The organism is Cohnella rhizosphaerae (assembly GCF_029525575.1).
GTDB classification, from domain to species: domain Bacteria; phylum Bacillota; class Bacilli; order Paenibacillales; family Paenibacillaceae; genus Cohnella; species Cohnella rhizosphaerae.
On sequence record NZ_JAPDIA010000008.1, the window covers coordinates 413443 to 426943 of the forward strand.

Below are 13501 nucleotides of genomic sequence, written 5' to 3' on the forward strand. Positions count from 1 at the left end.
AAGCGTTCTTTTCCGTGTCCGGGAGTCAGCTGTTCTTGATCTCCACGGACGGCGAGGCGTCGGAAGCGCCCGTATCGTTCACGGCCCTGACGCGATACCAGCCGGCCGTGTTGTTGCCGGACACCGCGTATTGGGTCGACTGGGTAGATTCGACGCGCCGGTAATTGCCTTGCTCGCTGGCGCTGTACCATACTTCGTACCGCGTTACGTTGTCGCTGGCGGGATTGGCGTTCCAGCTGAGCGTTGCGCCGCCCGCCGAGCCCTGGGCGACGAGACCGCTAGGCGCGGCAGGCGCGGCTGCTTGCGGCTGTCCGGGATCGCTCGAAGGTACGCCGCCGTCCGTGACCGGCTCGGTCGGGCCTCCGTCCACGCCGCCGATCGGCGGCGTGCTTTCGTCCGGGTTCCCGGTATCTCCGCCCGCGTCTCCGCCTCCGCCGCCGCCGGACGAAGCGGATTCGCTTCGTCCGGATTCGTTGCCGGCGACGTCTACAGCCGTGACCGCATACCTGACGCTGCCCGAGGACGAATAGTCGATAAAGCGCGTCTCTTCCCCGGTCAGCACCGATTTGCCTGACCTTACGTAGGATCCGCCGTTTACAGAGCGGTAGAGGCGGTAGCCGACGACGTCGGCTTGCGGGCTCTTGGCGAAGGAAATGCGCGCCTTGCCGCCGCCCAGCTGTTCGACGGTGATGTTGCCGGGCGCGCTGGGCGCCGAGCCGTCGTCGACGCGCGGATCCGGCTTCGACGGCGCGCCGCCGGAGGCATCCTTCGGCAAATAGTAGGACAGCGGCTTCCGGCTCGAAGCCGGCACTTTGTCCAGCGCGGCCTTGAGCTCTTCGATGAGCGCGTCGAGCGGCTTTTCGCGTTTCGTCATGATCGATTCCCGGAGCATATCCTCCGGCGTCTCCGGCGACGGCTGATAGTTCACGCCGTTGTAGGAGATATACTTGACGGCGACGAGGGCGTCGTCTTCCTCCGTCGGAATGTATTTTTTGTTGAAGATGTCGGTGACGAGCTTCCCTGCTGACCGGGTGAGGTCGGTCGGCAGCTTGCCGCTGACGCTGGACACGGTCATCGATACGATGCCGTCGGGCTTCGTAAATTCCTTCGTCGGGAACAGCTCGGGCTTCGCTTCGGTGACTTCGTTCATAACCTTGGTCCAGATTTCCCGGGCGCGGGCATGCCCGTCGGTGGACAGGGTGTTGACCGACTTTTCGTAGCCGGCCCAGACGCCGAGGGTGATATCCGGCGTGAAGCCTTCGAACCAGACGTCCGCATAATTGGAAGTCGTGCCGGTCTTGCCGACGATCGGGATCTTGCCGTAGTTTTTAAATCCGTTTTTGACGGATTTGCCCGTTCCGTCCGTGACGACCGTGCGCAGCATGTCGGTCATCAGGTAGGCCGATTGCTCGGAGACGACGCGCTTGGGGGGTCGCTTTGTGCTCATACACGATGTTGCCGTACGAATCCTTTAATTTCTCGATCAGGTACGCATCGTTGAACACGCCTTTGTTGGCGATGGCGCCGTATGCGTTGGTCAGCTCTTCGACGGTGACGCCATATTTGAGGCCGCCGATAACGCCGGTTTGCGCGTAGTCGTCTTCCGGTACGAGCGTCGTAATGCCGAGCTGACGCGCGAAGTCCCAGGCTCCCTTGATCGTCACCTTGTCGAGGAATACCTTGAGCGCCGGCAGGTTGAGCGATTGGTTGAGCGCGTACCGCGCCGTGACGAGCCCCGAATACCGGTTGTTCGAGTTTTTCGGAATGTGCATCCCGGCGCTGCCGTTTTTCAAAATGATCGGGGCGTCGTCCAGGATGCTGGCCGGGCTGACGAGTCCTTTGTCGATCGCCGGCAGATAAGCGCCGATCGGCTTCATGGCCGAACCGGGCTGGCGCTCCATCTGGGTAGCGAAGTTGAGCTGCTCGATGTGGAAGTCCCGGCCTTCGATCATGCCGAGAATGGCGCCCGTCTTGTGGTCCAGCATGACGGCGGCCGTTTGCTCGACGCCCTTCGTCTTGCTGTCCGGCGAGAAGTTTTTCGGATCTTCGGCGACCGCATGCATCGTATCGTACACTTTTTTATCGATGGTCGTGGTGATCTTGTAGCCTCCGCGCAGAAGCTGCTCGCGCGCGTCTTCGATAAGAGAGGCGTTTTCTTTCTTCTTCAAGTCGTCGATGGTCAATGTCGGGTTCTGCTGCAGCACGAGCTGCATCGCGGCTTGACGTTCGACCTCCAGCATCAGATAAGGATACGTGTTGTAGGCCTTTTCCGTCGGCTTGGCGAGCGAGCCGTAAATATCGAAGCCGATCGCCTCGTCGTACTGCTGCCGGTCGATCTTGCCGTATTCGAGCATTTTCTGAAGCACGAGCTTCTGTCTGGCGAGCGCCCGCTTGAAGTTGGCTTCGTTAAAGTCGCCTTTGCCCGTAAAGGCCGAATAGGCGGACGGACGCTGCGGCAGCCCGGCCAGATAGGCGGCCTGCGCCAGATTGACCTTGCTCAGGTCCTCGATGCCGAATATTCCTTTGGCCGCGGCCTTGATGCCGTAAACCTGGTAGCCGGAAGCGCCGTTGCCGTAGGGGATCTTGTTCAGATAGGCGGTAAGGATCTCCTCCTTGCCGAGAAAACGCTCGAGCCGAAGCGAAAGGAAAATCTCCTTCGCTTTGCGGCTTTGCGTCTGGTCGAGGCTCAGGAATACCCGTCGCGCAAGCTGCTGCGTGATCGTGCTGCCGCCCGTCTGCACGTCCTCGTTCAGCAACTGCTGCTTGACTGCGCGGAACAAGCCGTTGGTGTCTACGCCGATATGGTTGAAGAAATTTTTGTCTTCGATGGACAAGACCGAATCGATGATGACCTTTGGAATCTTGTCGTAAGTGATCGGCTGCCGGTCTTCCTCGGTCCGCAGCTGGCCGATCAAAGTTCCGTCGCGGAAATAGACGAAACCGGTTGCATTGTTCTCGTTGATTTTTTCCTCGATCAGCGCTCTGGAACGGACCGGGTCGTCCTTGACCAGCGCCGCGATATATCCGCCGACAGCGCCGCCCGCGGCCAGGCCAGCGAGCACGGCGAACAAGATCAGCCACAGGATCGTATAAGAGAACAATTTGGCGGCCATGACCCATGGCGAGCGTTTTTTTTCGTTTCGGCTTCTTGGAAGGCTGCTTGCTATCGTTCATTTATGTATCCTCCTTCAACAAAACAGACTTATTATACCACAATAGGCCTTTGTTTGACTTCACGCTTCTCCGTTCGCGCTTTGTCGCGGGTACCGAACGGACAAGCGCTTCCAAAATATTCTCCGAATGGACGATTTAAGGCGGGAGCGAGAAACTTTTGGGAATGCTTGTCGTATGTATTTATGTCGACGATGACGGATTTCCGGCGAAGAAGGAGAGGGTGAGGGTAGCGTGGAAATCGTGTTCTGGAGTTGTTTGGCGTTCGGCGTGCTGATGGCGCTGGCGACGCTGATCGTCGGCGATATCGGCGGCGCGTTCGATTTTCTCCCCCACGATCTGTTCGAGCCCGTCGTTCTGGCAGGCGGCATCACGATCTTCGGCGGCGCGGGGCTTCTCCTCGACCGTTATGCCGCCATACAGGCCGGCGGCGTATATGCTTGCGCAGGAGCCGCAGCCGCGCTTGGGGGGTCTTGCGATGCACTTCGTTTACGTAAGACCGATGAAGAACAGCGAAAATTCGGTCGCGTACTCGATTCGGGACTTGGAGGGGAAGCGGGCCGAAGTCATCACGTCCATTCCGGCCGTCGGCTTCGGCGAAGTGCTCGTCCGCGTAGGCGCAGGCAACGCCAACCACATCGCCGAAAGCTTCGACAGCGAAGCGCTGGCCGAAGGGACGAAGGTCGTCGTCGTCCGGGTGAAGGACGACGTGCTCGGCGTCGCGCGGCTGGAGTAGCAACAACAATTCATACTTATGCGAGTAGAGGAGAATGCAAATGCAAACGATTGATGAAGCGCTTTATATCCCGATCATTGTCGTCGCCGTGCTGCTTGTGCTCGGCATCGCTTTTTGGGCGCGGTACAAGACGGTGGCGCCGGACCTGGCCATGATCGTGACCGGTTCGTTCCTCGGCAGCAAAAACGTGTCGGTGGACGAATCGGGCCGCAGAATCAAAATCGTGCGCGGCGGCGGCGCGTTCATCTTGCCGATCTTCCAGCAAGCTCAATTTCTGTCGCTGCTGTCGCACAAACTCGACGTGAGCACGCCTGAAGTGTACACCGAACAAGGGGTGCCGGTGCTGACCGACGCGGTCGCGATCATCAAGATCGGCGGTTCGGTGGAGGACGTGGCGACGGCGGCCGAGCAGTTCATGGGCAAGCCGACGGACGCGCTGCGCAGCGAAGCCCAGGAAGTGCTCGAAGGCCATCTGCGCGCGATACTGGGCACGATGACGGTCGAAGAGGTGTACCGCAACCGCGAGCGCTTCGCGCAGGAGGTTCAAGGGCAGGCGGCGCGCGATTTGAAGAAAATGGGTCTCCAGATCGTCTCGTTCACGATTAAGGACGTCCGCGACAAGCATGGCTATCTCGAAGCGCTAGGCAAGCCGAGGATCGCGGCCGTCAAGCGGGACGCCGACATCGCCGAGGCCGAGGCGATCCGCGATTCGCGGATACAGAAGGCGGCGGCGGAAGAGCAGGGCCAGAAGGCGGAGCTGCTGCGCGACACCAACGTTGCCGAAGCCACCAAGGAAAAAGAACTGAAGGTCGCTTCGTTTAAAAAGGAATCGGACCTCGCGAAGGCCGAAGCGGATCAAGCTTATTCGATTCAGGAAGCGCGCTCGAAGCAGAGCGTCGTCGAGGAGCAGATGCAGGTCGAGATCGTACGCAAGGAGCGGGAGATCGACCTCGAGGCGAAGGAAATTTTACGGCGCGAGAAGCAGTACGACGCCGAGGTCAAGAAAAAGGCGGATGCGGACCGCTACGCGGTCGTCCAGGCGGCCGAAGCCGACAAGGCCAGGCAGATCAACGAAGCCGACGCCCAGAAGTACCGCATCGAGGCGGAGGCCAAGGCGAACGCCGAGCAGAAACGGTTGAACGGTCTGGCCGAAGCCGAAGCGGCAAGAGCGAAAGGTACGGCCGATGCGGAAGTCGTGCGGCTGCGCGGTCTGGCCGAAGCCGAAGCCAAGGAAAAGCTTGCGCAGGCGTTCGAGAAGTTCGGCGAGGCGGCGGTGCTCGACATTATCGTGAAGATGCTGCCTGAGCTCGCCGGCAAGGTGGCGGAGCCGATCTCGGCGATCGACAAGCTCACCGTCGTCGACACCGGACATGGCGAAGGGGCGGCGCGCGTCAGCAATTACGTGACCTCGCTCATGGCGACCGCGCCGGAGATGCTGAAGAACGTATCCGGCATCGACATCGGGCAGCTCATCCAGCGCCTGACCAAGCAGGGACAGCCTGCATCGGCGCAGGCTGCGGCCCCTGCACCCGCGCCCGTCGCGCTGTCGCCGCTCGGCGAAGGTTCGCAAGGCGCGAAGTCGTAACGCTCGCTCGCCGACTGAACTGATCTATCCTTGTTTGAACGTCAATCAGCCCGTCCGCTTCAGCGGACGGGCTGATTCTGCCTGCATACCCTCCGGAGAAGACGGTTCTGGATGTAACTGCACTTTACCGCCGTATACAAGTCAGACAGAGCGCATCGGACTCAGGAGACGTTATTTCTAAAAAAAACAGTCCCAATGGCGATCGTTTCGGACTGAAGGGACGTAATGTACCCGCATCAAGGCTGAAAAACGCCGGCAATCCCGCAATAGCGGCGCCTAGGTCCGCGAACGGGCCTAATATCGGTATAGGAACGTAAATAACGTCCCCTCGGTCCGTTCGCTACGCAGGATGTGCGAAAGCCAAAAAGCCGCAGGCGGTTTTTAATCCCCCCGCGTGTTCGAGAGCAGGGCGCTTCGTTCCGGATTCGCGCTCGAGCAGGCAATGGCCGAGTGCCTTTGGCTGCGCCCAAACTTGATTTTCAATAAAAAAAACGCTCCGGCAGGGCCGGAGCGCTTGCTTGCGATGACGGGACGATTAGCGGCTGTAGAATTCGACGATTTGTTGTTCGTCGATGTCTTGGGACAGCTCTTCGCGGCTAGGCAGGCGAACGTACTTGCCTTCCATAGCGGCTTGGTTGACGTCCAGGTAGCCGGCGATGTGGTGACGGGAATCCGAAGCTTCCTTGATCGCCTTCAGGCCGCGGCTGCGCTCGCGAAGACCGATGATATCGCCGACTTGTACCGTGTACGAAGCGATGTCGACCTTCTTGCCGTTCACGGTCACGTGGCCGTGCGACACGAGTTGGCGCGCGCCTGCGCGGGAGTTGGACCAGCCGAGGCGATAGACCAGGTTGTCCAGGCGGCTCTCAAGCAGGAACATGAAGTTTTCGCCCGATTTGCCCTTCAGCTTGGAAGCGCGGTCGAACAGGTTGCGGAATTGCTTTTCGTTCAGGCCGTACATATGGCGAAGCTTTTGCTTTTCGAGCAATTGCTGGCCGTAGCCGCTGATCTTGCGGCGTTGGTTGGCGCCGTGCTGCCCCGGAGGGAATGCGCGCTTGAGGTCTTTGCCGGTACCGCTCAGGGAAATGCCGAGGCGGCGGCTCAGTTTGAATTTAGGACCGGTATATCTGGACATGAATGTGTGACTCCTTTTTCAAAAAGGGAATTTTTTGAAAATGGGTTGTCGTTGCGCCGAACGCATTCCACAAAGTCGGAAGGGATCAACCCTTCTTCTTCCCGGCAAGAAGTTCAGCCGCTGCCCGCCGAGGGAACCGTTCGTGAGGGTGACACAAACAATGAGCCCAATGTTCAACTATAGATATTATAAGAAAAACAAGGCGAATGTCAAGGCATCCGCACTTACAGCTGGCAGACTTAAATGGGGCTTGCTTTTTTTTGAAAAACAAGTAAGATATATAAGTGTCGAGACGCAAGACGCAAGTCCCGATATTTGATTGCTTTCTAGTGCAAAAATCACGAGTCCATTGTATAGTTAATATAGAAGCGCGGCGAGGAGGGTCCGGGATGGTTCAACCTAGGGAAAATTTAGACTCGGTTCGACATCCTCGTGCGGCAATTGGGCTCAAGCGCGCAGCGGATGACTTGCCGTCTTGGATCACAGGCCAGGATTTAACGGAAGCCGATCTTCCTTACATACATCCGCTGTTGGAACTTAGCTTCGGAGACTGGGTGGAGCAGAGCGAGGGCTTTCCTTGGCTGTCGGGATGGCCGATCGAGCTGCTTCATCCCGATTATACCGTAGTCGCCGTCGCGGGCGCGACCGCTATCGACGGACTTCCCGTTTCGTGGCGACGCGAGTCGGCCGGTCCGACCGCGGCCGGCATGGCGCTCGAGTCGTGCCGGCCCGCCCTTATGCGCGCGGACGAGCACGAGCATCCTGCGCTAAGAAGCCGGGATACGATGGCCGTACCGATTTTCAGCCGATCGTCCGGATTCGTGTGCGCGGCGATCGCCTGCTCGGCGCCGGCCGGCGCGGCGGGCGCCGGAGAGCTCAAGCTTCTGCAGGCAGCGGCCCTGCATTTCAAGAGTTGCCTGTACCGGCGCTTCGAGCATCTGTTCGTCGAAGATCAGCTGCATGCGGCCAGTCAGGCAAGCAGGGAAGACCGGCGCAAGGACCGGCTGCTGGAAATTATGCGGCGAATGAACGACCACATCGACGTGGAGAACGTGCTTGCCGAAGTGTTCAGCAGTCTCGAGCAGATGTATCCGACCTGCAGGACGAACCTCTTTTTGTCCCAGGATTACAGCAGCATCAACGAGCGGGTGCAACCGCTCGCTTTTCATCACCAGGACATGGATTTGTGCTGGAGAGCGTTCATGGACGGCGAACGGCGCGAGGACGGCACGGGCGATTTTCGCCGGATCGCTTTCCCGCTGGCGGGCAAGCAAGGCGTATACGGCGTCCTGCGGCTCGACCTGGCGGGCGAGCCGTTCGACGATCTCGATCTGCGCTTCGTCTCGACGCTGACAAGCGGGGCGGGCACGGCCTTCGAGAAGGCGCGGATGCACGAGCAGGCGAACGTCCTGATCGGGGAGCTGCGTCTCATCAACGAGCTGACCCAGCGCCTCAACAGCAGTCTGCGGCTGTCGGACACGATTCAGTTCGCCACGTCCGAGCTGTTGACGATTTTTAACGCGGATTTCTGCTTTATCTTGCAGCTCGACATGCAGCTGAATCACTTCAATGTCATCTCGTCCAACGTGCCCGAGCTGAACAACGACGTTTTTACGATCGATTACGGTTTTTGCGGCGTCATGCTGGCGACCAAGGAGCCGATCATCCTGTCGGATTATCACTCGGCGACGCCCGTGAGATCCCGGCTGCTCGAATCGACGCGCTCGCGCTCGCTCATCGCGTCCCCGCTGCTGCTGAACGGCGAAGTGATCGGCGCGATCATGGTCACGCACCGTCAGCCGAACCATTTTTCTTACGAAAATTACAAGCTGCTACAGGTGCTGTCGGCGCATATCGGGCTCGCGGTGTCGAATTCGTCGCTGCATGCCGAGGTGCGGCGGATGGTCATCACGGACAACCTGACGGGACTGTACGCGCGGCATTACTTGAACGAACGGATTCAGCGCAAGCAGGAGAAGGACGCGTCGGGTTCGCTCATCGTCGTCGACATCGATCATTTCAAAAAAAATCAACGACACCTACGGTCATCAGGTGGGCGACGCCATTCTGATCCAAGTGAGCTCCATCATTCGCAGCGCGATCCGGGAGAGCGATATCGCGGCGCGTTGGGGCGGCGAGGAGCTCGCCATTTACTTGCCGCAGCTGAGCCTCGATCAGACGCTCAAGGTGGCGGAGCGTATCCGCAGCCGCGTCGAGGAAGAGACCGCGCCCAAGGTTACGGTGTCGTGCGGCGTGTCCGAGTGGTCGACGGGCGACGAACGGATCAGCGTCGAATCGCTGTTTTACCGCGCGGACATGGCATTGTACGAAGCCAAGCACCAAGGCCGCAATTGCGTGACGGTCGGCTGAACGCGAAGCTCGGCCCAGGACAAGGGAGGGAGACCTCCGCTTGTCCTTTTTGCGCGGCGGCATTTTTGATTAAGACGTCCGCGGTGGTACAATGTTAGCACGCAAAAGTCCAGACAATCGGAGGTCATATCGATGCGCGATCCGCGTATTCAGCAATTGGCGGCCAACCTGGCCGGATATTCCGTTAACGTGCAGCCCGGGGAGCATGTGCTCATCGAGATGATCGGGCCCGAGCGGGAGTTGCTCAAGGCGCTCGTCGAAGAGGTCGCGAAGCGCGGCGGGCATCCGCACGTAGAGATCGAAGACCGCTCCGTCACGCGGGAGCTGCTTCGCCATGCGCGTCCCGAGATGGTCGAGACGTGGGCAGCTTACGAGATGGAACGGATGAAACGCATGCAGGGCTATATCGGCATCCGTTCCGGGGACAACGTGAACGAGCTGTCCGACGTTCCGAAGGACAAGATGGCGCTTTTCGACAGCGCGCACCGTCACCCGATCCATCTGGAGCAGCGCGTCAAGCATACGAAGTGGGTCGTGCTCCGCTATCCGAACGCCTCCATGGCGCAGCTGTCCGGCCGTTCGACCGAAGCGTTCGAGGATTTTTACTTCGACGTATGCAACCTGGATTATGCCAGGATGGACAAGGCGATGGACCCGCTTCATGCGCTGATGAAGAAGACAGACAAGGTGAGGATAACGGGGCCGGGCACCGAGTTGTCCTTTTCGATCAAGGGCATCGGCGCGAAAAAATGTTCCGGCGCCCGCAACATTCCGGACGGCGAGGTGTACTCGTGTCCGATCCGCGACTCGGTGAACGGCACGATCGCTTACAATACGCCGAGCGTTTACAACGGATTCGCTTATGAAAACATCACATTTACGTTCGAAAACGGAAAAATCGTCAAAGCGACCGCGAACGACGGCGAGCGGATCAACGCGCTGCTCGATACCGACGAAGGCGCACGGTATATCGGCGAGTTCAGCTTGGGCTTCAATCCGTACATCCTTCACCCGATGAAGGACACGCTGTTCGACGAGAAAATCGCGGGCAGCCTGCACTTCACCCCCGGGCAGGCCTACGAGGATTGCGACAACGGGAACCGCTCCGCGATCCATTGGGATCTCGTCCTCATCCAGCGCCCCGAATACGGCGGCGGAGAGATTTATTTCGACGACGTCCTGATTCGCAAAGACGGACTGTTCGTCCTGCCCGAGCTGGAAGGATTAAATCCGGACAACCTGAAATGAAGCGTTTACCCCTTGCCACCGTTCCGCGATACAGAGTATGATGGGTAATGAAATCGTGAACCCTAATTCTTGGAGGGATTGCCTTGACCAACAACGCTGCAATCGTGGAATTGTCACAAACTGCGAACAAGTTCCGTTCTTCAATCGTTCTTCAAGCCGACAACAAGTACATCGACGTGAAAAGCATTCTGGGCCTGTTCACCACGCTTGTGGGCGGACATGCGTATGAGCTGCACGTTCACGGTCCCGATGCGGACGAGGCGAAGAAGGAGCTCGGCGACGTGTTCGCCAAGCACAGCCTGAACGTCACGATCGTAGACTGACGCCTTCGGGCCAGCGTGCCAGGCAGTGCCATATCGGCTTCCCCCCGTCCATTCGGACGGGGTGTTTGTCTTCTGAGGACTTGCGAGACTACGCGATACATATCCGGGCAGCGCGCTGCCCGCACCAGGAGATGCAGACGATCCATGACCGATTCCTTGCTAGGGCTCGTGTTCGAATACGGCTACGTCGGATTGTTTCTTGCAATGGCGCTCGGCTTGGTCGGCATCCCCGTTCCCGATGAAGCGCTGCTGACCGCCGCGGGCTATATGCTGGCCCAGGGCCATATGAAGCTCGGCTTCACGATGCTGGCGGCGATCACGGGGAGCGTGGCCGGCATGTCGCTCAGCTACTTGCTCGGCAGATGGCTCGGACGGCCGCTGCTGACGAAGTTCGGACCGCTGCTGCGGCTCACGCCGGACAAGCTCGCGAGGCACGAGGCGCGCTTTGCCAAGTGGGGACACGTCCTCGTGCTGGCCGGATACTTCGTGCCGGGTCTCAGGCATATGACGGCCTTGTTCATCGGTCTGGGCAAGCATCCATACCGGCCATTCTTGTTTTACGCCTCCCTTGGCGCGCTCGCTTGGACGAGTGCGTTCGAGCTGCTCGGCGTGCTCCTCGGCGAACACTGGCGGGAGAGCGCCTTGTACGTTCAGCGCGAGGCGGTCATGGCGTTTGCGCTGTTTGCGGGCGTGGGCGCGCTTCTTCTTATGTTCCGTCGTTACGCGATTCGGAGAAATAGCGGCTGATGCGGTTTTTCGGACGCGCTGACGCCTTCTTTCTCTTCCCCGTCCTTGTGCTTGGGCCGCTTTTCGTCTAATATGAATAGTGAAGCATCATATCGTATACAAGAGGCGGCTCTGCCGTTTGCAATTGAATCGGCATGATAGGCACAGGGGGGAGTGGGAATGGCTTCATCGGATGTCATGATGAATCTGAACGAGAAGGCGTTTCGCCTCCTGCAGGACGACGCCGGCAAGATCGAGAAACTGATCGCCATCCAAATGGAGAACCTGGCCACCCGCAAATGCCCGCTTTACGAAGAAGTGCTGGACACGCAGATGTACGGCTTTTCTCGGGCGGTCGACTTTGCGGTGCGTGCGGGCCTCGTAGAGGAAGCGGAAGGCAAGCAATTGATCAGTCAATTGGAGCGCAATCTCGCGCTGTTATACGAAGCGTTGGCGCAGAAGGCGGAGCTTGAGGCCTGAAGTTCCCGCGCACGACAAAGACCTTCGCTCGCGGCACTAAGCCGCGAGCGAAGGTCTTTTCTTCTTCCTGCGATCAGATGAAATAAAAAGCGACGCCGAGCATGATATAGACGATCAGCAGCAGCTTGCCTTCGTACCAGGTCGTGGAGCCGTCGCGGGATACCGATGTCGTGATCAGCGCCGCTACGGCGATCGCCGCGATCTCGACGGTCGTGAAGATCAGGTCCATCTGCTCCGCGAACAGCAAGCTGACGAAGACGAGGACGGGCGCCACGAACAAGGCGATCTGCAGGCTGCTGCCGACCGCGATCTCGACGGCTGCGCCCATCTTGTTTTTCATGGCGAGCATGATCGCCGCGCTATGCTCGGCCGCATTGCCGATGATGGCGACGATAAACGCGCCGACGAACAGCTCGGACATGCCGTAGTCCGCCGTAAACGTGTGGAGCGTGCCGACCAGCCATTCGCTCACGAAAGCGACCATTACCGTAGCTAGGATCAGGAACAGAATGGAGCGGCTCTTGGACCAGGTAGGCACTTCCCCGTGCGCCGCCTGCGTGTCCGCATGATCTTCCAGGAAGCTCTTGTGCGTGATCATCGAATAGATCAGCCAGCCGATATAGGCAACGATGAGCAGGCCGGAGACGATCTCGCTCATCCGGAACGCGTCGGTACCGCCGATATGCTCCGTCTTGACGAAGATCGCCGGCACGAACAGCGCAATCACGCCGAGCAGCATCAGCGAAGCGTTTTGCCCGGCCAAGTGGACGTTGAACTTCTGCTCCTTGAACTTGAGTCCGCCTGCGAACGCGCTGGCGCCCAGAACGAGCAGCAGATTGCCGATGATGGAGCCGGTCAGGCTCGCCTTCACCATCTCGAACAGGCCTTCCTTGACGAGGAAGATGGCGATGATGAGCTCCGCCGCATTGCCGAACGTGGCGTTCAGAAAACCGCCGAGCCGCTGCCCTGCGTAATGGGAGACCGCTTCGGTCGACTTGCCGAGGAAGCCGGCGACGAACACGACCGCGATGGCAGAGACGACGAACTGGAACACGGTGTTCATGTGCGCGTAATGCGCGATGGCGCTTAGCACGAAAAAGACGGCCAAGAGCGGGAAAAACAGCTTTTTCAACCTGGGACACCTCGCGTCGGAAAAATATGTAACGAACCGGCATTTCTTAATATATCCAATGCGGCCCTACTTGTACAATACCCAATTGGTTGCGCGCATCCTCATCTTCCATTACAATGTAGTCAAATATCGTAACGGGAGCGTGGTCCGCGGATGACGGAACAAATGCAGGAAGGCCTCATACGAATCTCCGACGACGTCGTCGCGACGATCGCCGGCCTGGCCGCGCTGGAGACGCCCGGCGTCGCCGCGATGTCCGGCGGGATGTCCGAAGGCCTGGCCAAGCGTCTGAGCGGCAAAAACGCGCAGAAGGGCGTATCCGTCGAAGTCGGCCAGCTGGAAGCCGCCATCGATCTGCGCATCGTCGTGCTGTACGGCAGCCCGATCCAGGAGGTCGGCCGCCGTCTTCAGGAGAACGTGCGGGAAGCCGTGGAAAATATGACGGGACTTCGCGTCGTCGAAGTGAACGTCAAGGTGGAAGGCGTCGCCTTCAAGGACGAAGCCGGAGCAGAACAAGAGGAGGCGCTCACCGTTCGGGTCAAGTGAACGGGGCGCATACATAAAGGCGACAAAAAAAGCGCATTGCTGCTTATAC

Annotated in this window: 11 protein-coding genes and 1 pseudogene; 8 read left to right on the plus strand and 4 right to left on the minus strand. The window is 59.2% G+C overall.

Features of this window, described 5'->3' with window-relative positions; translation table 11 throughout:
- Positions 1-25 precede the first annotated feature (25 nt).
- Both OMP40_RS25275 and OMP40_RS25280 read right to left on the minus strand, forming a co-directional pair.
- A pseudogene (locus OMP40_RS25275) lies at positions 26-3113 on the minus strand (transglycosylase domain-containing protein).
- 241 nt (positions 3114-3354) lie between these two features.
- Positions 3355-3507, minus strand: a complete 153-nt coding sequence (locus OMP40_RS25280) for a hypothetical protein (RefSeq protein ID WP_277535529.1) — start codon at positions 3505-3507, stop codon at positions 3355-3357.
- A 142-nt stretch (positions 3508-3649) separates the two neighbouring features.
- Here OMP40_RS25280 and OMP40_RS25285 point away from each other — a divergent pair, with 142 nt between their 5' ends.
- Together OMP40_RS25285 and OMP40_RS25290 are read left to right on the plus strand one after the other, a co-directional pair.
- Positions 3650-3907 (plus strand): hypothetical protein, encoded by a 258-nt coding sequence (locus tag OMP40_RS25285; protein ID WP_277535531.1) that lies wholly within the window; start codon positions 3650-3652, stop codon positions 3905-3907.
- Positions 3908-3947: 40 nt separating this feature from the next.
- On the plus strand, positions 3948-5492 hold the full coding sequence (locus OMP40_RS25290) for a flotillin family protein (RefSeq protein ID WP_277535532.1): 1545 nt from the start codon (positions 3948-3950) through the stop codon (positions 5490-5492).
- 535 nt (positions 5493-6027) lie between these two features.
- On the opposite strand, the gene rpsD is transcribed toward OMP40_RS25290, so the two are convergent.
- Positions 6028-6627, minus strand: coding sequence for a 30S ribosomal protein S4 (gene rpsD / locus OMP40_RS25295; protein WP_277535533.1), 600 nt, complete (start codon positions 6625-6627; stop codon positions 6028-6030).
- 467 nt (positions 6628-7094) lie between these two features.
- Here rpsD and OMP40_RS43185 point away from each other — a divergent pair, with 467 nt between their 5' ends.
- The 5 genes from OMP40_RS43185 to OMP40_RS25320 all read left to right on the plus strand — a co-directional run bounded on the left by OMP40_RS43185 (position 7095) and on the right by OMP40_RS25320 (position 11774).
- A complete protein-coding gene (locus OMP40_RS43185; RefSeq protein ID WP_277535535.1) occupies positions 7095-9095 on the plus strand; it encodes a GAF domain-containing protein in 2001 nt (666 codons plus the stop codon).
- A 34-nt stretch (positions 9096-9129) separates the two neighbouring features.
- A complete protein-coding gene (locus OMP40_RS25305; protein WP_277535536.1) occupies positions 9130-10245 on the plus strand; it encodes an aminopeptidase in 1116 nt (371 codons plus the stop codon).
- Positions 10246-10328: 83 nt separating this feature from the next.
- Entirely contained in the window at positions 10329-10568 is a 240-nt protein-coding gene (locus OMP40_RS25310) for an HPr family phosphocarrier protein (RefSeq protein WP_277535537.1), read from the plus strand.
- 144 nt (positions 10569-10712) lie between these two features.
- Positions 10713-11315 carry a DedA family protein gene (locus tag OMP40_RS25315; RefSeq protein ID WP_277535539.1) on the plus strand — a complete coding sequence of 201 codons (603 nt, stop codon included), beginning with the start codon at positions 10713-10715 and terminating at the stop codon, positions 11313-11315.
- Positions 11316-11474: 159 nt separating this feature from the next.
- Complete coding sequence (locus OMP40_RS25320; protein ID WP_277535541.1) at positions 11475-11774, plus strand: YlaN family protein; 300 nt, start codon at positions 11475-11477, stop codon at positions 11772-11774.
- 73 nt (positions 11775-11847) lie between these two features.
- On the opposite strand, the gene cax is transcribed toward OMP40_RS25320, so the two are convergent.
- Positions 11848-12906: a calcium/proton exchanger gene (gene cax, locus OMP40_RS25325; protein WP_277535543.1), complete on the minus strand. Its 1059-nt coding sequence runs from the start codon at positions 12904-12906 to the stop codon at positions 11848-11850.
- Between the two features lie 153 nt (positions 12907-13059).
- Here cax and OMP40_RS25330 point away from each other — a divergent pair, with 153 nt between their 5' ends.
- Entirely contained in the window at positions 13060-13452 is a 393-nt protein-coding gene (locus OMP40_RS25330; RefSeq protein ID WP_277535545.1) for an Asp23/Gls24 family envelope stress response protein, read from the plus strand.
- The last annotated feature ends 49 nt before the right edge of the window (positions 13453-13501 follow it).

Excerpts from the sequence above, each read along its gene's own strand:
- OMP40_RS25320 (WP_277535541.1), top strand. The coding sequence starts at position 11,475 with ATGGCTTCATCGGATGTCATGATGAATCTGAACGAGAAGGCGTTTCGC.
- rpsD (WP_277535533.1), bottom strand. The coding sequence starts at position 6,627 with ATGTCCAGATATACCGGTCCTAAATTCAAACTGAGCCGCCGCCTCGGC.
- OMP40_RS25330 (WP_277535545.1), top strand. The coding sequence starts at position 13,060 with ATGACGGAACAAATGCAGGAAGGCCTCATACGAATCTCCGACGACGTC.
- OMP40_RS25285 (WP_277535531.1), top strand. The coding sequence starts at position 3,650 with ATGCACTTCGTTTACGTAAGACCGATGAAGAACAGCGAAAATTCGGTC.
- OMP40_RS25305 (WP_277535536.1), top strand. The coding sequence starts at position 9,130 with ATGCGCGATCCGCGTATTCAGCAATTGGCGGCCAACCTGGCCGGATAT.
- OMP40_RS25315 (WP_277535539.1), top strand. The coding sequence starts at position 10,713 with ATGACCGATTCCTTGCTAGGGCTCGTGTTCGAATACGGCTACGTCGGA.
- OMP40_RS25290 (WP_277535532.1), top strand. The coding sequence starts at position 3,948 with ATGCAAACGATTGATGAAGCGCTTTATATCCCGATCATTGTCGTCGCC.